Annotated in this window: 17 protein-coding genes; 4 read left to right on the top strand and 13 right to left on the bottom strand. The window is 50.1% G+C overall.

Features of this window, described 5'->3' with window-relative positions; translation table 11 throughout:
• Position 1 precedes the first annotated feature (1 nt).
• From gpmI to mce, 6 genes are all read right to left on the bottom strand, one after another.
• Positions 2 to 1,534, bottom strand: coding sequence for a 2,3-bisphosphoglycerate-independent phosphoglycerate mutase (gene gpmI, locus EII41_RS09725; RefSeq protein WP_124790433.1), 1,533 nt, complete (start codon positions 1,532 to 1,534; stop codon positions 2 to 4).
• Between the two features lie 996 nt (positions 1,535 to 2,530).
• Positions 2,531 to 3,694 carry a sodium ion-translocating decarboxylase subunit beta gene (locus tag EII41_RS09715; RefSeq protein ID WP_124790432.1) on the bottom strand — a complete coding sequence of 388 codons (1,164 nt, stop codon included), beginning with the start codon at positions 3,692 to 3,694 and terminating at the stop codon, positions 2,531 to 2,533.
• A gap of 8 nt (positions 3,695 to 3,702) precedes the next feature.
• The gene (locus tag EII41_RS09710) at positions 3,703 to 4,134 is read right to left on the bottom strand and encodes an acetyl-CoA carboxylase biotin carboxyl carrier protein (protein WP_124790431.1); all 432 of its coding nucleotides are present in this window, start codon (positions 4,132 to 4,134) and stop codon (positions 3,703 to 3,705) included.
• A 46-nt stretch (positions 4,135 to 4,180) separates the two neighbouring features.
• A complete protein-coding gene (locus EII41_RS09705) occupies positions 4,181 to 5,065 on the bottom strand; it encodes an OadG family transporter subunit (RefSeq protein ID WP_124790430.1) in 885 nt (294 codons plus the stop codon).
• Between the two features lie 21 nt (positions 5,066 to 5,086).
• Positions 5,087 to 6,640, bottom strand: a complete 1,554-nt coding sequence (locus EII41_RS09700) for an acyl-CoA carboxylase subunit beta (RefSeq protein ID WP_124750500.1) — start codon at positions 6,638 to 6,640, stop codon at positions 5,087 to 5,089.
• Between the two features lie 37 nt (positions 6,641 to 6,677).
• Positions 6,678 to 7,079 carry a methylmalonyl-CoA epimerase gene (mce, locus tag EII41_RS09695; protein WP_124750501.1) on the bottom strand — a complete coding sequence of 134 codons (402 nt, stop codon included), beginning with the start codon at positions 7,077 to 7,079 and terminating at the stop codon, positions 6,678 to 6,680.
• A 64-nt stretch (positions 7,080 to 7,143) separates the two neighbouring features.
• Between mce and EII41_RS14035 the strand changes: the two genes are divergently transcribed.
• Positions 7,144 to 7,323, top strand: coding sequence for a hypothetical protein (locus tag EII41_RS14035; protein WP_148091746.1), 180 nt, complete (start codon positions 7,144 to 7,146; stop codon positions 7,321 to 7,323).
• Between the two features lie 37 nt (positions 7,324 to 7,360).
• On the opposite strand, the gene pyrH is transcribed toward EII41_RS14035, so the two are convergent.
• The 3 genes from pyrH to EII41_RS09680 all read right to left on the bottom strand — a co-directional run bounded on the left by pyrH (position 7,361) and on the right by EII41_RS09680 (position 10,412).
• Positions 7,361 to 8,068, bottom strand: coding sequence for a UMP kinase (gene pyrH, locus EII41_RS09690; RefSeq protein ID WP_124750502.1), 708 nt, complete (start codon positions 8,066 to 8,068; stop codon positions 7,361 to 7,363).
• A 341-nt stretch (positions 8,069 to 8,409) separates the two neighbouring features.
• Positions 8,410 to 9,768, bottom strand: coding sequence for a sodium-dependent transporter (locus tag EII41_RS09685; RefSeq protein WP_124790429.1), 1,359 nt, complete (start codon positions 9,766 to 9,768; stop codon positions 8,410 to 8,412).
• On the bottom strand, positions 9,765 to 10,412 hold the full coding sequence (locus EII41_RS09680; protein ID WP_124790428.1) for an ABC transporter ATP-binding protein: 648 nt from the start codon (positions 10,410 to 10,412) through the stop codon (positions 9,765 to 9,767). The genes EII41_RS09685 and EII41_RS09680 overlap by 4 nt, the downstream gene beginning before the upstream one ends.
• 201 nt (positions 10,413 to 10,613) lie before the next feature.
• Here EII41_RS09680 and EII41_RS09675 point away from each other — a divergent pair, with 201 nt between their 5' ends.
• Genes EII41_RS09675 through EII41_RS09665 form a run of 3 tightly spaced genes read left to right on the top strand, consistent with a single transcriptional unit; the run spans position 10,614 to position 14,490 of the window.
• The gene (locus EII41_RS09675) at positions 10,614 to 11,165 is read left to right on the top strand and encodes a DUF2179 domain-containing protein (protein ID WP_124750505.1); all 552 of its coding nucleotides are present in this window, start codon (positions 10,614 to 10,616) and stop codon (positions 11,163 to 11,165) included.
• 2 nt (positions 11,166 to 11,167) lie between these two features.
• Positions 11,168 to 12,160, top strand: coding sequence for a hypothetical protein (locus EII41_RS09670; RefSeq protein ID WP_124750506.1), 993 nt, complete (start codon positions 11,168 to 11,170; stop codon positions 12,158 to 12,160).
• A 2-nt stretch (positions 12,161 to 12,162) separates the two neighbouring features.
• Positions 12,163 to 14,490, top strand: a complete 2,328-nt coding sequence (locus tag EII41_RS09665) for a hypothetical protein (RefSeq protein ID WP_221620717.1) — start codon at positions 12,163 to 12,165, stop codon at positions 14,488 to 14,490.
• Between the two features lie 75 nt (positions 14,491 to 14,565).
• On the opposite strand, the gene EII41_RS09660 is transcribed toward EII41_RS09665, so the two are convergent.
• The 4 genes from EII41_RS09660 to mnmD all read right to left on the bottom strand — a co-directional run bounded on the left by EII41_RS09660 (position 14,566) and on the right by mnmD (position 18,561).
• Complete coding sequence (locus EII41_RS09660; protein ID WP_124790426.1) at positions 14,566 to 15,327, bottom strand: TIGR03915 family putative DNA repair protein; 762 nt, start codon at positions 15,325 to 15,327, stop codon at positions 14,566 to 14,568.
• A gap of 13 nt (positions 15,328 to 15,340) precedes the next feature.
• Positions 15,341 to 16,609, bottom strand: a complete 1,269-nt coding sequence (locus EII41_RS09655; RefSeq protein ID WP_124790425.1) for a putative DNA modification/repair radical SAM protein — start codon at positions 16,607 to 16,609, stop codon at positions 15,341 to 15,343.
• A 108-nt stretch (positions 16,610 to 16,717) separates the two neighbouring features.
• Positions 16,718 to 17,728, bottom strand: a complete 1,011-nt coding sequence (gene msrB / locus EII41_RS09650; RefSeq protein WP_411292593.1) for a peptide-methionine (R)-S-oxide reductase MsrB — start codon at positions 17,726 to 17,728, stop codon at positions 16,718 to 16,720.
• A 98-nt stretch (positions 17,729 to 17,826) separates the two neighbouring features.
• Positions 17,827 to 18,561 (bottom strand): tRNA (5-methylaminomethyl-2-thiouridine)(34)-methyltransferase MnmD, encoded by a 735-nt coding sequence (gene mnmD, locus EII41_RS09645; RefSeq protein WP_124790423.1) that lies wholly within the window; start codon positions 18,559 to 18,561, stop codon positions 17,827 to 17,829.
• Between the last annotated feature and the right edge of the window lie 187 nt (positions 18,562 to 18,748).

Genomic DNA, 18,748 nt, shown 5'->3' with positions numbered 1-18,748 from the left:
TTCAGTCTTGAATCAGGTTTTGGCCCGTCATCTCTTTCGGCTGTTCCAGTCCCATGATATGAAGCAGCGACGGAGCTACGTCGGCCAGAATACCGTCAGCGACCTTCGCCGATTTATTCTCGGTGACATAGACGAACGGCACGGGGTTGAGCGAATGAGCCGTATTCGGGGTGCCATCTTCATTCAACGCGTGATCGGCGTTTCCGTGGTCGGCAATCACAATCACTTCGTAGCCGGCTTCTTTAGCCGCTTCGACCGTTTCTTTCAGGCAGGCATCGACGGCTACGACCGCTTTTTCAATCGCTTCGTACACGCCCGTATGTCCCACCATATCGCCATTCGCATAGTTGCAGACGATGAAGTCGTATTGGTTCGTACGGATGGCTTCTACGAGTTTGTCTTTGATTTCGTACGCGCTCATCTCCGGTTTCAGGTCGTACGTAGCCACTTTGGGCGACGGTACGAGGATGCGGTCTTCGCCTTCGAACGGTTTCTCACGGCCACCGTTGAAGAAGAACGTTACGTGCGCGTATTTCTCCGTCTCGGCCATGTGTAATTGTTTCAGCGATTTGGACGACACGTATTCTCCCATCGTATTTTCCACGTTATCCTTATCGAAAAGCACGTGCATATTCTTAAAGGTCGCATCGTAGGGGGTCATGCAGAAATATTGCAGATTCGGAATTGTTTTCATTCCGTGCTCAGGCATATTCTGCTGTGTGAGGACGATAGTCAGCTCCTTGGCACGGTCGTTACGGAAGTTGAAGAAGATAACCACATCGCCCTCTTTGATGCGTCCGTCGACGGCGCTATTGACGAGCGGCTCCATAAATTCGTCCGTATTTTTATGTGCTTCCGAATCCGAATCGTAGCAATCCTGCACGGCCTGCACCATATCCGTCACCGGTTTACCTTTGCCTTCCACCAGCAAGTCGTAGGCCATTTTGACGCGATCCCAGCGCTTGTCACGGTCCATCGCGTAATATCGTCCGATGATGCTGGCCACCGTACCCGTCTTTTCCGCGCAATGTTTGGTGAGTTGTTCGATAAATCCTTTGCCGCTTTTCGGGTCGGTGTCGCGTCCGTCCATAAAGCAGTGCACGAATGTATTTTGGATGCCGTACGTATGAGCGATGTCGATCAGCTTATACAGATGGTCGAGCGAGCTGTGTACACCGCCGTCCGACGTCAGTCCGAGCAGATGAAGATTTTTACCCGTCGTACGGGCGTATTCGTAGGCACGGACGATTTCCGGATTTTTCAGGATGCTGTTGTCGCGGCAAGCCTTATTGATCTTCACGAGGTCTTGATAGACCACGCGTCCGGCGCCGATATTGAGGTGTCCTACTTCGGAGTTTCCCATCTGACCGTCGGGCAGTCCCACATTTTCGCCCGAAGCCTGAAGCTGCGAGTTCGGATACGTTTCCAACAGATAGTCCCAATAAGGCGTGGGCGTGCACGAAATCACGTCGTCTTTCTTCTTGTCGCCGATTCCCCAGCCGTCACAAATGATTAATATCGCTTTTTTGTTCATTGATTTTTTGAATTTGATTTGTTTTTTGTCTCTATCATTCAGCCGACAAAGGTACGATTTTTTTTGAACATCACACCAGATGTATGAATGGTTATGGGAAAGTGAAAAACGAAGAGTGAAGCCCTTCGGGCGTTGAGTTGTTGAATTGTTGAGTTGTCAGTCAGAAGTAAGCATTTAACCACAAGTTGCACAAGTCTATGACAAGTTTTACCAGTTTAATTTGCGTTGATTCGCGGTTATTTGCGAAATTCGCGTTCGGACATTTGTCATTCAAAGCGCGAGCGATGAATCTCGTTCTTTTTCGGTGTGAGATTCCTCACTATATTCGGAATGACATATTCATCTCAGATTCCGCAATAGAAGAAATAAGCATGAATTTCATTCAGGCCTTCGGATGTCGATCCCCCACCCTTGCGGGATGGGGCTGAAATAATCCGGGCTTTCAGCCCTTGTATGCTCTTCGGGTATTGAGTTGTTGAAATGTTGAGATGTTTATTTGTGGAGTTGTTGGCCGGCTGAAGGCTGATTGTTGTAAAAGCCCCGAAAGGGCGCCTTAATTCAGCCCAATGCGAAGCGTTGGGGAAAAAGTCATCGCATCTCGGCGGAGGGCTGTAAGCCTGACATAATCATCGTCGTACATTCGTACGTCCATTATTAATAAACGCCGAACAGTGCATCGCGTAATTTGGGTCTAACGGTCTTCAAACAGGCTTGGGGAGATGACATTAATTGGCTGAACAAAAAAACAAATATTCAAAGAGCGATGAAAGTAAGATCAACCAACGGACTACTGGTGCACATCTTCGGAAAATTGGCGCTCGCTTTCTTGTATCTTATTTTTTAACGCTGGATTCGCATCATAAGCAAATGCATATAGATTGTGAAACCGCCGTATGCGAAACCGCTTGTACGGTGGTGTGAGAGGTCGGAAAACGAAAGTAGGAAGAAAACTACTTCGTTTTCCTCCTACTCGATTGGTAGAATCGGTATGATCAATTATCCGCCCAGGAATCCCAACAGAATACCGGCTGCAACAGCTGATCCGATTACGCCTGCCACATTCGGCCCCATGGCGTGCATCAGCAAGTAGTTGCTCGGATCGTATTCCAACCCGACTGTTTGCGAAATACGCGCCGAATCCGGTACGGCAGATACTCCGGAGTTTCCGATCAGAGGGTTGATCTTGTTGCCTTCTTTCAGGAAAATATTGAAGAACTTCACGAACAGAATTCCAGCACACGTAGCAATCACGAATGACAAGGCTCCCAGCATAAAGATCTTAATGGAGTCCCAAGTAAGGAACTGGGTCGCTTGTGTAGAGGCACCGACTGTTACCCCCAACAGAATCGTGATCGTATCGATTAGCGGACCGCGGGCAGTCTCTGCTAAACGACGCGTTACTCCACTTTCTTTTAACAGATTTCCAAAGAAGAGCATCCCTAAGAGCGGTAGGCCCGACGGAACAAGGAAACACGTGAGCAAAAGTCCGATGATCGGGAAGATAATCTTCTCGGTCTGCGATACGGCACGCGGAGGTTTCATACGGATCAGCCGTTCCTTTTTCGTCGTTAGTATACGCATAAACGGCGGTTGGATGATCGGCACGAGCGCCATGTACGAATAGGCTGACACCGCGATGGCTCCCATCAGGTTAGGGGCTAACTTGGATGAAAGGAAGATGGCCGTAGGGCCGTCCGCACCACCGATGATACCGATGGCTCCGGCCTGACTCGGCTCGAATCCCATTTGCAATGCAATGATATAAGCGCCGAAAATACCGAATTGAGCCGCTGCTCCAATCAACATCAGCTTGGGGTTGGAAATCAATGCCGAGAAGTCCGTCATTGCGCCAATACCTAAAAAGATCAGTGGGGGATACCATCCTTTCACCACCCCCTGATACAAGATGTTAAGTACGGAGCCTTCTTCATAAATTCCCACTTGCAATCCCGCATCTTTGAACGGAATGTTACCGATCAGGATACCGAATCCGATCGGGATCAGCAGCATGGGTTCGAACTCGTATCTGATTGCCAAAAAGATAAATAGGAGTCCGATCAGGATCATAATCAAGTGCCCTCCTGTTGCATTGGCAAATCCTGTATAGGAGAGAAACGTCTGCATGTTCTCTCCCAAAAATGATAAGAAGCTTTCCTGCATGACTTTCCTTATTTAAGAATGATCAAATCGGTACCTTCCAGTACAGAATCGCCTTTGTTCACTTTGATTTCAGCAATTTCTCCGTCGCGGTCGGCCGGGATGGTATTTTCCATCTTCATCGCTTCGAGAACGAGCAATTTTTGCCCTTTTTTAACGGTATCACCCACCTTGCAGTCGATGCTCAAGATAACTCCAGGTAGCGGTGATTTAATGGCCCCTTTGCCTCCGCCACTTGACGGACGCGCAACGACCGGTGCGCCGGTCGATGTCGTGGGAGCTTGTGCCGGTCGCTTAACGGCGGCTACCGTCTTTTTCGCCGGTTTGTCCATCATTACCTTGTACGGCGTACCATTCACTTCCACTTCTGCGATATCATCTTCTACACGGTTTACCGTCACGTTATAGATGTTGCCGTTGATTGTATATTTAAATTGTTTCATTGATTTAATTGTTAATAATTGTACAAAATAAGACCTTTTCTCTCGTTCACTTTTTATCCGGCATGCTGCGTAATCCGTAGATTTTCGAGCTCCACGGCGAATAAGTTCGTGCGACCTTATGAATCGTCAATACCGTATTCTCATAGTCATGCGCATCTTCCGCCACCTCGTACAGAGCCGTTGCGATGGCTGCGAAGACTGCTCCGGGTTCGTTGGCATTGCCGGCTACCGGACGTCCTCCGCTGACTTTCTCTGCTCTGCGGCGACTCATTTGGATGGCGGTTTTGCCCACTTGCTTAAATACGATAAACAGAATCAACAATCCCAGAAATACGACGGTCATGGCCGTGAGTGTCATGCCCACGCCCCAAGAGTCGTTTTGCTTGAAGTTTTCAATCTTTTCGTTCGAATCGAGTGTTTTGTTGTTCGTGTCGGGGGTTGCTCTGGAGAGGATTTCCCATGTACCTGTGCCATCCAGTGTCAGGCCATAACTGACGTCCGGCTGTTGACCGGCAGGGATCGTGACATGATCGATCAATGTTCTTCCGTCCGAGTCGTAAAGGAAGAGTTCGTTCTCTTTATCGGGATCGAGTTTGAAATTCAAGTGAAACGTGCCGTGTGACGGCTTGTTGTCTGCCCAGAATAATACATGTTGACGAGGAGCGATTTTTGTTTTTACATCACCTTTCGGGATCATGTATTTTTTGGGGTTGTTCTTATCGTTCGTGATATAGCATCCTCTGATGTCGACTGTTCCGGGCGAATTGTTATACAGTTCAATCCATCCGTTCCGCGCGCCGTACGCGTCGACGAAATTATCGACGTTGATGACGAGTACTTCGTTGAGCCGCATGGAAGAAGTAGACTGTCCGTTGGCACAGAAACTGCCGATCAGCATCAGTACAGCCAGAATCATTCCTGTTTTTCTCATTTTACGTGTGTTTATTGATTGTTACAAAGGAATATTTCCGTGTTTCTTCGCGGGATTCGTCAGTTTCTTCGTTTGAAGTTGCTGCAAAGCGCGAATGATGCGGAATCGCGTATTACGCGGTTCGATCACATCGTCGATATAGCCGTATTTGGCAGCGTTATACGGGTTGGCGAAGACTTTGTTGTATTCTGCCACTTTTTCGGCCATGAGTGCCGCGGGATCAGCCGCTTCCTTCAGTTCTTTGGCATACAGTACTTCGGCAGCACCCGATCCACCCATTACGGCGATTTCGGCTGTCGGCCATGCGTAGTTCATGTCTCCGCGCAGTTGCTTACAGCTCATCACGATGTGCGATCCACCGTACGATTTGCGCAATGTAACGGTCACTTTGGGCACGGTTGCTTCGCCGTATGCGTAAAGCAGCTTGGCTCCGTGCAGGATCACCGCATTGTATTCCTGTCCTGTTCCGGGAAGGAAGCCGGGCACGTCGACGAGGGTAACGATCGGAATGTTGAAAGCGTCGCAGAAACGTACGAAACGCGCGCCTTTACGTGATGCGTTGCAATCCAGTACTCCTGCGAGGAATTTGGGTTGGTTGGCTACGATGCCGACCGACTGACCGTTGAATCGAGCAAAACCAATGATGATATTTTTGGCGTAGCTGGGCTGTATTTCGAAGAATTCGTTGTTATCGACAATCGTCCGGATCACTTCGTACATGTCGTAGGCTTGATTGGCACTGTCGGGGATGATCTCGTTCAGGTTGTCGTCGAGGCGGTCGATCGGGTCGTTGCATTCCACATAGGGAGCTTCTTCCAGATTGTTCTGCGGGATATAGCTGAGTAATTGGCGAATCATGGCAAGTCCTTCTTCTTCGGTAGCCGCCGTGAAGTGGGTAACTCCCGATTTCGTAGAGTGAACGCTTGCTCCACCCAGATTTTCCTGTGTCACATCTTCGCCTGTTACGGTTTTCACCACTTTTGGTCCGGTGAGGAACATGTACGAGGTACCTTCGGTCATGAGGGTGAAGTCGGTCAATGCCGGTGAGTAAACGGCGCCACCGGCGCACGGCCCGAAAATTCCCGAAATCTGCGGGATGACACCCGACGCGAGAATGTTGCGCTGGAAGATTTCCGAATAGCCGGCCAACGCGTTGATACCTTCCTGAATACGGGCACCTCCCGAGTCGTTGATTCCGATACAGGGCGCTCCCATTTTCATGGCCATATCCATCACTTTGCAAATTTTTTGTGCCATTGCTTCCGACAAGGAGCCGCCGAAGACGGTGAAGTCTTGTGCGAACACATAGACGAGTCGTCCGCTGATCGTACCGCAGCCGGTTACTACACCGTCGCCGAGGATTTTCTTCTTCTCTTGTCCGAAGTTCACACAGCGATGTTCGACAAACATGTCCATTTCTTCGAAGCTACCTTCATCGAGCAGCATGTTAATTCGTTCGCGAGCCGTATATTTCCCTCTTTCGTGCTGTTTTTCGATCGCTTTTTCACCGCCGCCCAGACGTGCTTTTTCACGCAAGGCGATCAGTTCTTTTATCTTTTCAAGTTGGTTACTCATTATTTTTTGATGTTAGTAGTTAATATTCGTGGCAAAATTATTTCATGCACAGTTCGGTGAGTACGCCTCGTGTCGATTTGGGGTGTAGGAAAGCGATTTGAAGTCCTTCGGCGCCGGGACGCGGGGCTTTGTCGATGAGTTGTACGCCTTTCGAGGCTGCTTCATCGAGCGACTGCTGTACGTCGGGAACGGCAAATGCGATGTGATGAATCCCTTCGCCTCGTTTTTCGATAAATTTGGCGATGGTACTGTCGGGGCTGGTAGGCTCCAGTAATTCGATTTTCGTTTGTCCGACTTTGAAAAACGCTGTTTTCACTTTCTGGTCGGGTACTTCTTCAATACTGTAACATGTAAGTCCTAATACCTGTTCGTAATAAGGACGATGTTCCTCAATGCTGTTAACGGCAATGCCAAGATGCTCAATGTGCGAAATTTCCATAGTAAATCTTTATTTATATGTTAGTAATTATCGGACAAAGGTATAAAATAAAATTGAAACATAGGTGAAAGCACCGTGTGCGAAATATTTATTTTTTTACATCTTGTCGAAAATGGGAGACTGGCTGGTTCTGAGAGGTGGAGTGGAGCAGGGAAGAGGCGGATTCGGAAGAGCGCTTATGCCTCCCGAGAATGCCGGATTCGGAAGGAGGATGGGGGAGGGAAAGCATCCTGCTTCATGCTGATCATCCGGCACAAAGGATTGTGGTAATGTTTCGAACGTCAATCGTGCACACGCGTGCCGATTGGTTCTCCAAGCATCACTTTTTTCAGATTTCCGACGGTGTCCATATCGAATACAATGAGCGGAAGACCATTTTCCTTGCACATCGTCGTAGCCGTCAGGTCCATGACTTTCAGGTTGCGACGATAAATTTCGTCGAACGTAATTTCGTCGAATTTGACGGCCGAGGGGTCTTTCTCCGGGTCGGCCGTATAAATACCGTCTACCCGTGTGCCCTTAAGCATTACATCAGCTTCGACTTCAATACCGCGCAACGACGAGGCCGTGTCGGTGGTGAAGAACGGGTTGCCGGTGCCGCCGGCGATAATCACGATCTCTCCGGCTTCGAGGCGTTCGATGGCGCGTGTTTTGCTGTAATATTCGCCGATCGGTTCCATGCGAATGGCTGTCATGACATGAGTCTTTACTCCTGCGGCATGAAGCGCCGAGCTTAGTGCCAAACTGTTGATGACTGTAGCCAGCATGCCCATCTGATCGCCTTTGACCCGGTCGAAGCCTTTCGCCGCGCCGCTCAGTCCGCGAAAAATATTCCCTCCGCCGATGACGATTGCGATTTGAATGCCCATGTCGGCAATCTCCTTAATCTGTGTGGCATACGCTGCGAGGCGTGTTTCGTCAATGCCGTATCCTGCGTTACCCATCAACGATTCGCCACTCAACTTCAGTAAGATTCTTTTATATTTCATCTTAAACATTGTTTTGAATGGCCACAAATGTAGGCAAAAACCGCGATATTTTGCGCCGACAGAGAAAAAAGGACGGATGCTTCGGCCGATTTTTCGTTTTTGAACCGCGCGTCTTCGTGCGGAAACTGACAAAAACGTCCGGTCACCCTGTGTAAATTCCGGTTTTTAGGCGTTGTTGTACAACAACGACATTAAAACAGCGTGTTTTGCCCCGTTGTTGTGCAACAACGACCCTTAAACAGCATGTTTTGCCCCACAGCATGTTTTGCCCCGTTGTTGTACAACAACGACCCTTAAACAGCATGTTTGACCCTGTTGTTGTACAACAACGCCCTTAAACGTTAACCGGCGATGTTGAAGACGCCGAACTGATAAAGGATAATCATCCCGATCCCTGTGGGAGCGATGTATTTGACCAGAAAGCAGTATGTCCGGAAGAAGTAGAATGGTACGCTGCCTTGGTTCGTCAGTTCGGCTTTCAGGATTTTTTGGTCTACGCGATGCCCGACAAAGATGCAGGTGAGCATACCGCCGAGGGGAAGCATGATTTTAGCGGTCAGAAAATCGAGGCAGTCGAAGAAAGTCATCCCCACGAGGGTACAGTCTTTCATCAGTCCGAACGAGAGTGAGCTGAGCATGGCCAGCATACAGGTGCCGAGCGATACGTAGACGGTTGCCCGTTGGCGTTTGATGCCATGTTCTTCGTGAATGTAGGCTGTGGCTACTTCGTGGAGCGAGATGGTAGACGTCAGCGCCGCTACGCCCAGAAGGAGGTAGAAGCTGAAAGCCCATACGTTTCCGAAAGGCATCTGAGCGAAAATATTGGGTAGCGTGATAAATACGAGGGCAACTTTTTCGGTCGGTTCGACACCGAAATGAAAGACGGCCGGAAAAATCATTACGCCGGCCAGCAGTGCGACGAGCGTGTCGAGTACCACGACTTCGATCGCGGTACGTTGCAAGTCGGTTTTTTTGTGAAAATACGAACTGTATGTAATCAGGCATCCCATGCCGATGCTGAGCGAAAAGAAAGCTTGTCCCATGGCGCTGAACACGACGGACGAGTTGATTTTCCCGAAATCGGGTTTGAAAAGAAACTCTAACCCTTCGCGAGCACCGGATAACATCAGGCTGCGTACGCATAGCAAGATCATGATGGCGAAGAGGAGCGGCATCAGGAATTTCGATGCCCGTTCGATCCCGTTCTTCACACCGATCGTTACGATGAAATGTGTAAGGCCGATAAAGAGCAGAGTCCAAAAGACGGGTCGGAAGACGCCGGATGAAAAATCGGTGAATTCGGTCTCGAAATCGGCCGTCGTTTTCCCTGCGAGTGGTTCGGTGACGGATTGAAAAAGGTACTCGAAAGTCCATCCGGCAATGACGAAATAGAAGCCGAGAATCAGGAACGCGATCAGGACGCCGTTGTATCCGACCAGTCGCCAAGCCGTACCGGGGGCCATGGCTTTGAAGGCTCCGGCGGCATTGCGTTGCGTGTGTCGCCCGATGAAGAACTCGGCGATGACGGCCGGGAGTCCGAGAAGCAACACGCAGAGAAGATAAATCAGCAGAAACGCGCCGCCTCCATTGGTGCCCAGCATATACGGGAAACGCCAGATATTGCCTAATCCGACCGCGCTCCCGATGGTAGCAAGCACGACACCCAATCGGCCGAATGTTGTTCGTGTTGCCGTACTCATATCCGTCCGTCTTTCATGTGAATGATGCGGTCGGCTTTCGTTGCCAGCTGCTCATCGTGCGTGACGATGACGAAAGTCTGTCCCATTTCGTTTCGCAGGTCGAAGAACAGCGCATGCAGCTCTTCCTTATTTCGCGTGTCGAGGCTGCCCGAAGGCTCGTCCGCCAAAATCACGGACGGATGGTTGACAAGCGCGCGTGCCACAGCGACCCGTTGTTTCTCGCCGCCCGACAGTTCGGCGGGTTTGTGCGTTACCCGGTCGGAGAGTTTCAGAAAATCCAGCAGCTCTTTCGCCCTTTTCTCGGCGGCAGAGGCTTGTTGGCGGGCAATCAGCGCGGGAATCATTACATTTTCGAGTGCGGTGAACTCCGGCAGTAACTGATGAAACTGAAAGACGAAACCGATATGACGGTTGCGGAAATCCGCTACCTGCTTTTCGTTGAGCCGGAACGGTTCCACACCGTCAATCAGAAGCGTGCCACTGTCGGGCTTGTCTAACGTTCCGATGATTTGCAGCAGCGTCGTTTTACCGGCGCCGCTCGGCCCGACGATGGCGACGATTTCTCCGGCGTCGATCGTCAGATCAATACCTTTCAGAATCTCCAGTTTGTCGAAGCGTTTTCTTATTCCTCGCGCTTGTATCATTGTTAAAATAACTTGTCTGATGGGATGAAGTTGCGAAAGTAGATAAAAATCCTCCATCGGACAAGAAAAAGAGGAAAAATGAATTGAGGTATTTTAATGTTTGCGATCTTGCTCACTCAATCCGTCGGAAAAACGTTATCTTTGTCGCGTATTATCAATATCGCCGTTGTGACAAACAACGCGAAAAACTTTTTTACGTCTATGTTCGAATTTTTAGAGGTTTACCCCTGGTTGACACCGATTATTATTTTCTTTGGTCGTATCTGCGATGTGACCTTGGGAACTTTGCGCATCATCTTCGTCTCGAAAGGGGAAAAGAAGAAGGCGCCGGTTGTCGGCTTCTTTGAGGTGTTTATCTGGGTGATTGTGATTTCGCAAATATTTTCCAACGCCAACGATATCGTGGCTTATCTCTCGTACGCCGCTGGTTATGCGGCCGGTAATTTCGTGGGAATTATGGTCGAAAGTAAGATTGCCATCGGTTTTTTGCTGTTCCGCATCTACACGAAGAAAGACGGTGCGGAACTGACGCGCCTACTCAACGATAACGGATTCGGCTCTACATGTTTCAGAGGAGAAGGAGCAATCTCGGAAGTTGCGGTTATCGAGACGGCGGTCAGCCGTAAATCCGAGAAGAAAGTCGTTCGTCTGGTGAATTCGTTCGATCCGGATGCTTTTTATCTGATCGAGGATGTCCGCTCCAAGCAGCGAGGCATCTTCTCTGCTGCCGCTGCGCCCCGTTTGGGAAAATGAAGATGAAAATGAAACATGTACTATATGGGCTTTTATGGATCGTCTTGACGGTGGCTTGCCGCCATGAACACAAGCATCCGGTCGACTTTTATTATTGGAAAGCCGATGTACATATCGGCGAAACGGAAAGGAACTATTTTGACTCATTGGCTTGTGAAAGGCTTTTTATCCGACTTTTCGATATTGATCTGAAAGACGGTGCGCCGGTGCCCGTAGCCAAAATCAAACGGTTCGATGCGAAGATTTTGCCGACGGAATATGTGCCGGTGGTGTTTATTACGAATCGTACGTTTGTCGATATGACGGACGAGAAGATCGACGAACTCGCTGAGCATACCTTAAAACTGATTCGGGACATCGCCACCGTCAACCGTTTTCCGGAAATACACGAAATCAAGATCGACTGTGACTGGACGGCGCGTACCCGAAACGCGTACTTCCGTTTTCTCGAAATTCTGAAAAAGCGTTCAGTCAAGAATATATCGTGTACGCTACGCCTCCATCAGATCAAGGATAAGAAGCAGACAGGCGTGCCACCTGCCGATAAAGGTTATCTGATGTGCTACGCGACCTCCGATCCCACCGGCGATGCATCGGCCAACTCGATTCTCGATATCTCGCTCCTCAAAGCTTATACCCGAAATATCAACGATTATCCGTTAAGGTTCGATGTCGCTCTTCCGCTTTATTCGTGGGGGATCGTGACGAACCATTTGGGTCAGAAGAAGCTCGTTAACGGACTTTCGGCCGGCGATATGCAGCCGCCTCTCTTCCGTCAGACCGGTGAACATACGTTTGAAGTAGAGCAGGATTGTTTTTTGCACGGACTGTATATCAACCAAGGGTTCACCGTGAAACTCGAGGAAATTACACCTCCGTTGTTGGCTGAGGCCAAACAATATTTACATCGGAAGATAGACCGTGACTACCGCATCGTCTATTTTCACCTGAGCGAAGGATTTTTAAAACGATTTACCATTCAAGAATTGAAATAATGATGAAAGCAAAAACATGTCTCTTTTTTCTGATCTTTGTATCCGCTGTGCAGCCGTCCCTCGGATGTTCCTATTATGAGATGGATGCCGACTATTGCAACGTCTTCTCGCAGGAACTGATCAAAGACCCGCGTTACGCTCCTTTCCTGCTAAGCTACGACCATCCTTTTTACGAAAGCGCCAACCCGCGATGGAAGGCGCGCAATGCCAATATCGAACAATGGCAAAAATACCTCGGACTGAACTATGATCAGGCGCATTATTTGGTGATGAAAGCTACCCGCGCCGACATACAGGCGCTGACGAAAGGCAGTCAAACGACTGATCCGAAGCTGGCGTTCTTTACGCCCGACTTCGTGCAGCGTCACAAACAGGCCTTGCTCTATCTGGCTTATGCCAAATACTTGGAGCCTTATATGCACATCATCCGTCAAACCGAAAGCTGGAACTACTATTCCGAATACAGCGACCTCAAAGAGGTGTCCGAACTGGATGAGCAGAAAGTTACCAACGTTTTGATACGTAGCTGGAACGCCGAGACGGATAAGGAACTGAAGCTGCGTTACGGCTATCAGCTCGTGCGGTTCGCGCATTACAACCGGAAATACAACGATGCCGTGACGCTGTTCGACAAATACGTCAAAACACTCGATTATAAGCCCGAAATGTATTACTACGCGCTCAGTCAGAAGGCCGGCGCACTCTACGGACTGGGCCGGACACAAGAAGCTATTTCCGACTTTATCAAAGTTTTTACGTATTCCGCCGACCTGAAAAAATCGGCCTATGCATCCGTCTTTCTGATACATAACAATGACTATAACGAAAGACCGCAAGCCGATTGGAACACGGAACGTCTGTTGTCGTCCGTTCAGACCGACGCGGAACGCCGATCGCTTTACTTTATGCTCGGATACAAGGCTTTCAATAATCCGCTGAATGAGTTGGAGAAGATCGTCTCGTCCGATCCCGACGCCATCGAGGCGAAAGTACTGATGGTACGCGCCATCAATGCCATCGAACGGGATGTGTTGGCCGACCGGTATTCTTATTCGCTGAAAGCCGCCGACAAACGGTATCCGTTACTCACAGAGAAAGAGATCACGAATTTTCTGGGAGCATCGTACAAGCTGTCTGCCAAGATGATTCGTTTGGCACGCAAAAAAGATTTCTGGAACTTGACGACGGCTTACCTCTGCTTCCTGCGTAAAGACTTCGCACAAGCCCGTAACCACCTCGCGCAGATAACGACTGCCGACGCCACTTACGCGCGCCAGAAAGACATCATCGCCGCCCATCTTTATATAGCCGAGCAGACGCAGATCAGCCCGGAGACCGAACGCACGCTCCATGCTCAATACGCGCAGATGCTCGACCGGAACAATCCGTCGAACCGGACGTTCCTCCAAATCCTCGCCAACCGTTACTATCTGCAAAAGGAATATGCCAAGGCTTTTCTGATCAGCAATACGCTCGCATCGGTGCGGAGAAATCTCCAGAAACCGCTGCTCGACGAGCTGGCCGCATTTCATAACAAGAAGAACAAAAACGAATTGGAGACGTGGCTCGATAAAAACCTTCGGGACGATTCGTTCAACCTCCTCTACGGAACTTTTTTCCTGACGGAGGGTAACCTCGAAGCGGCTCATCGGTATTTTCAGGCCGAAAAGAAAGCCAGAATACACGTCTCCGCCCGTATCTTCGGATACAATATCCGGGAGTGGTACAGCGGAGCCGAGAAAGACGTGATGCGCGACGATTATCTGGCCAACTTCCCCTTTATCAAACAACGGATGAGCGAGAACGACGTCACCGACGCATTGCTGAAGCTCCGGAAAGCCGGCGAGAAAAATGATGCCGAGGCGGCCAAAGCGAATTTCCTGCTCGGAAACTTTTTCTATAACGTTACGACAACGGGGTATTTCCGCCATTACCTGCGTTTCGATACCGACAACAGCTATTTCTCGGAGAAATATTCGGATTATAACGAAGAGAAAGCGAAAGACAACTATATGGCCAATCCCGAACAGACGTTCTATGTGATCTACGGCGAATCGTATTACCGCAACACGACCGATCTGGCCGGGAAGTACCTGCAAAAGGCGCTCAAACAAGTGAAAGACGACGAGCTGAAAGCGCGGATTCTTTTCGCGCTGGCCAAGAACGAACTTGAACGTTCGTATAAAGGGCAGGATTATTTCACGGGTGTCGACGATTTACCCGCCGAAACGGTGAATTATTTCAATCAGCTGACGCAGTATAAAGAAACGGCCTTCTACAAAGATGCCTGTACATACTGCAAATACTTCGACGACTATGTGAGCCGATAATCGATACGGCACGATACAGGCCGGACAGATGCCCTTCTGTATCGTGCCGTCATAAGGCCGGGAGCAGACAAACACTTATTGCTTTTCCGTCAGGTATTGCCAGAAGCGGACGGGCATATCCTGACGCTGTTTCCGCAGGTTGATGCGTTCTTTGATGGTCATCGCTTTGAAGTAGCCGCGCCACAAGTCCTGAAACAGTTGTTCGTCTTCGGCCATCAGCGATTCGTCCAACCGGCCGCCCAACAGCTGTTCATCGTCCGTAAACGTGATTTCGCGTGCCGTTTGCAGGTCGTAATAGTAACCGTACTTGCGTCGCAGGTCGTAGATCACCCAAGACTGGTCGGCAAAGCGGTCGGTGAAATGGTCGATGGTCAGGGGTAACGCGTTATATATCGGTCGGACGGGGGCGAAGAACAGATCGTCGGCCGCTTTCTGAAAGCGTACGAACTGCTTGAGATAATGTGCTTCATGGCCTACTTTACGGGCAATCTTACCGACTTCCAACACATCGGCATCGCCGAAGTTCAGAGAGATGTCGAGCTCTGTGTCGAATGTTTTGCGGATATAACGGAACAGCAGTTCATCGCTTCCGGGCAGTTCCGACAGCCAGACACGCATCAGCATGTTACAGACTTCTTTTTTTAGCTTGCTTTCCAGCGCTTTCCATACCCGATCGGCCGATGCTTTTTGCGTCCACACCGTATAGGTTTCGTCCGTAAACAGAGGAGGCGTTTCGCCTGTTTTCATCAGGCGTTGCGGAAATGTTTTCCGGTTATATGCGTCGAAAACGGCTGTCAGCAATCCTTCGAAAGTCTTGTCATAGAAGAAAATCACCATACGCTTCCTCCTCCTATTCTGCCCATGGGATGGTCAGCTGGCGTTCGTCTGTCGCCATCTTGCGCTTCTTCGGTTCGGTCAGGATGCGGCGCACGTATTCGGGCGTCACTTCATGTACCGTGTTTATCGGCAACTCACGGCAGGTGATGAAGTATTGCGCCTTCTTCATCACGATACCGATCTTTTTCAACTGTGCCGATGTGAGTCGGCCGTAACGGCGTGCGGCTACGATCAGCTTGGCCGACTTCACACCGATGCCCGGCACTCGCAGGATCATCGAATAGTCGGCCGTGTTCACATCTACCGGGAAATGTTCGGGATGCCGCAAGGCCCACGCCAGCTTCGGATCGATCTCCGGATCGAGGTTCGGGAAACGGTCGTCGACGATCTCGTCTGCCCTGAACTCATAAAAACGCATGAGCCAGTCTGCCTGATAGAGACGGTTCTCACGTACCAAAGGCGCTTGTCTTACGGCCGGTAATCGTTTATCATACGTATTCACCGGTATGTATCCCGAATAATAAACGCGTTTCATGCTCGGCCTACGGTACAGCGCGGACGAGATGGTGAGGATTTCCTTATCCGTCTCGGAGGTCGCGCCCACGATCATTTGCGTGCTTTGTCCGGCAGGAACAAAACGCCGAGCATGCCGGAATTTGCGCCGGTCTTCGAGGCTTTGCAACATGCCCTGCTGAATGTAGCGCATCGGTGTGAAGACGCTTTGAAAATCTTTCTCCGGCGCGAGGAGTTTCAGGTTTTGTTCTGTCGGGATTTCGAGGTTGACGCTCATGCGATCGGCATAAAGCCCTCCTTCGTTGACCAGCTCCTGACTGCATCCGGGGATGCTCTTGAGGTGGATATATCCGTTGAAACGATGCACCGTACGGAGGTCTTTGACGACACGCACCATGCGTTCCATCGTATAGTCGGGGCTACGCATGACGCCGGAGCTGAGAAACAGTCCCTCGATATAGTTGCGACGGTAAAACTCGATGGTCAGTTCCACCAGCTCACCGACCGAGAATGTGGCACGCGGGTGGTCGTTGCTGCGACGGTTGACGCAGTAAGCACAGTCGTACATGCAATGGTTCGTGAGCATGATTTTGAGGAGGGATACGCAGCGCCCGTCGTCCGTAAAGCTATGGCAAATGCCCATCCCGCCGGCGGTATTGCCTAATCCGCCGGAGGTGTTTCTGCGCACCGTGCCGCTCGAAGCACACGAGACGTCGTATTTGGCCGACTCGGCCAGTATCTTCAGTTTCTCTAAAATCCCTTCGTTCATTTCCTCACAAAGGAAGACATTCCGGACGAAAGAAGAAAAAACTTTGGCCCCAAAAATCTTCCTTTGTTGAAAAAAACTTTGGTGTGGTTGTGGAGGGATGCCGAAGATTTATTTGACCATCCCGATGTAGCTACCGTATCCTTCGGCTTCCATCTTTTCTTTCGGAATAAACCGCAATGAGGCGCTGTTGATGCAGTAACGCAGTCCTCCTTTGTCTTTCGGGCCATCGTCGAAGACGTGTCCCAGATGCGCGTCGCCCGTCGAGCTGCGCACTTCTTTGCGGATCATGCCGTGCGAGGTGTCTTTTTTCTCTACCACTAACTTGCGGTCGATCGGTTTCGAGAAACTGGGCCATCCGCATCCGGAATCGAACTTATCGGTCGAGACGAACAACGGTTCGCCCGTGGTAATATCGACGTAAATGCCCGGACGATGTTCGTCCCAGTAAGCATTCTGGAAGGGGCGTTCGGTCGCATTCTCCTGAGTCACGGCATACTGCTCGGGCGTGAGCCGTTCACGCAGGACGCTGTCGTCCGGTTTGGCGTAGGTTCGAGGCTTCTCCATCCGTGCGTTGCGTGCCAGTTTGAACAGCGACGGATCGATGTGACAATAACCGCCGGGATTCTTGTCGAGGTAATCCTGATGGTAATCTTCGGCCGCGTAGAAGTTGATCAAGGGTTTGATTTCAACCACCAACGGACGTTTATACGCCGATGCCAGACGGTTGACGGTTTGCTGAATGACCGGCAGATCGGCCGGATCGGTATAATAAATCCCCGTCCGGTATTGTGTGCCTCGATCATTCCCCTGCCTGTTGAGGCTTGTAGGATCGATCGTTTTAAAGAACAGCTCGATAAGGAAAGGCAACTCCGCCGTGGCAGCGTTGTATTCCACCTTTACCGTCTCCGCAAAATCGGTCGTACCCGTACATACTTCTTGATAGGTCGGATTCTTTTTGTTGCCGTTGGCATATCCGACTTGCGTTGTTTTTACACCTTCGATCTGTTTTAGAAAATGTTCCGTTCCCCAGAAGCATCCTCCGGCCAGATAGATATCTTTCTCTTGTTGTTTATCGTTGGGGTTGGTCTGCGATTTCTCTCCGCCCGACAGTCCCATCATACATGTTGCCATCATTATTATCCAATTCGTTATCATTATTTATACGTTTTAGTGTGATTGATTTTCGCTTTCTCTGATAAACGGACTGCCGCCTTGCTTTATTGTGTCGCCGATTGTGCAGGAGCGTCATTATTCGATGCTTCTTCTTTTCTGATTGCCTTGAGCATGTGATGCTTGCTGCCGGCGCCGGGTAAGCGCAGCACCTCGAATCCGGCCTCGCGCAGGGCCTGCTTGACCGTCCCTTTGGCCGAGTAGGTGAGGAGAATGCCGCCGGGATGCAAAAGGCGAGAGACGTGCTCGAAGATCTCGCGTGTCCATAGCTCCGGTTGAGCATCGGGCGAGAAAGCGTCGTAATAGACGACGTCGAACAGCCTGTCGGTTTGGTACGCTTCGATGCGGATTTGTCTTTTTACGAAGCGGAATGAGGGGAACGCGATGGGTTCATCGTCGGCCGAGCGATGCAGGGTCAGAAAGGCCTCTCGTCCGGTTTTCAGCTCGTCGGGGTAGTTTAGTCGTGTGTAAACAGACTCGGGGACAGGGTCAGGTTCGATGGTCTCATAGTAGACGGTTCGGTTTGTTTTTTCTGCTTCCATCATCGTCAGGAGTGCGTTCAGACCCGTCCCGAACCCTACTTCGAGCACGTCGAGCCGGGGCTTGTCGCGGAAATGAGCAAAAGCCGGCGAGATGTATACATGCAGCGACTCCATGATGGCGCCTTCGGCAGAGTGGTAGGTCTGTCCGGCTTTCGTGCTGAACAGTGTATGCGATCGGTCGGAAGTAAGTTGGAGAAGCATATATTCCGATTGTTGATATGGTTCACTGTTGTTACTCATCGTCTGTTTGCTGTTAGGATATTCATCGCAAAAGTAGGCATTAATCCCAAATTACACGGTCCGGAGTGTACAATATGATTAGAGACGCCCAAATTGGACGTCTCTACAACATGTACCATGCATAACAATTGACAATTAACAAACTATATTAATACGCAAATAAAAAGAGGACAAAAATTCGACCATA

Origin of the sequence: Tannerella forsythia, assembly GCF_003860135.1 — a bacterium.
Classification (GTDB): Bacteria; Bacteroidota; Bacteroidia; order Bacteroidales; family Tannerellaceae; genus Tannerella; species Tannerella forsythia_A.
Note: the sequence above shows the minus strand (reverse complement) of the source record. Positions and strands in the feature narration are given on the sequence as shown.

Bases quoted from the DNA above. Each gene is read 5' to 3' on its own strand.
- mce (WP_124750501.1), bottom strand. From the start codon at position 7,079: ATGGAAATTTCGCACATTGAGCATCTTGGCATTGCCGTTAACAGCATT.
- EII41_RS09660 (WP_124790426.1), bottom strand. From the start codon at position 15,327: ATGGTGATTTTCTTCTATGACAAGACTTTCGAAGGATTGCTGACAGCC.
- EII41_RS09710 (WP_124790431.1), bottom strand. From the start codon at position 4,134: ATGAAACAATTTAAATATACAATCAACGGCAACATCTATAACGTGACG.
- msrB (WP_411292593.1), bottom strand. From the start codon at position 17,728: ATGATGGGACTGTCGGGCGGAGAGAAATCGCAGACCAACCCCAACGAT.
- EII41_RS09700 (WP_124750500.1), bottom strand. From the start codon at position 6,640: ATGAGTAACCAACTTGAAAAGATAAAAGAACTGATCGCCTTGCGTGAA.
- EII41_RS09675 (WP_124750505.1), top strand. From the start codon at position 10,614: ATGTTCGAATTTTTAGAGGTTTACCCCTGGTTGACACCGATTATTATT.
- EII41_RS09670 (WP_124750506.1), top strand. From the start codon at position 11,168: ATGAAAATGAAACATGTACTATATGGGCTTTTATGGATCGTCTTGACG.
- pyrH (WP_124750502.1), bottom strand. From the start codon at position 8,068: ATGAAATATAAAAGAATCTTACTGAAGTTGAGTGGCGAATCGTTGATG.
- EII41_RS09685 (WP_124790429.1), bottom strand. From the start codon at position 9,768: ATGAGTACGGCAACACGAACAACATTCGGCCGATTGGGTGTCGTGCTT.
- gpmI (WP_124790433.1), bottom strand. From the start codon at position 1,534: ATGAACAAAAAAGCGATATTAATCATTTGTGACGGCTGGGGAATCGGC.
- EII41_RS09705 (WP_124790430.1), bottom strand. From the start codon at position 5,065: ATGAGAAAAACAGGAATGATTCTGGCTGTACTGATGCTGATCGGCAGT.
- mnmD (WP_124790423.1), bottom strand. From the start codon at position 18,561: ATGAGTAACAACAGTGAACCATATCAACAATCGGAATATATGCTTCTC.
- EII41_RS09680 (WP_124790428.1), bottom strand. From the start codon at position 10,412: ATGATACAAGCGCGAGGAATAAGAAAACGCTTCGACAAACTGGAGATT.
- EII41_RS09655 (WP_124790425.1), bottom strand. From the start codon at position 16,609: ATGAACGAAGGGATTTTAGAGAAACTGAAGATACTGGCCGAGTCGGCC.
- EII41_RS09665 (WP_221620717.1), top strand. From the start codon at position 12,163: ATGAAAGCAAAAACATGTCTCTTTTTTCTGATCTTTGTATCCGCTGTG.
- EII41_RS09715 (WP_124790432.1), bottom strand. From the start codon at position 3,694: ATGCAGGAAAGCTTCTTATCATTTTTGGGAGAGAACATGCAGACGTTT.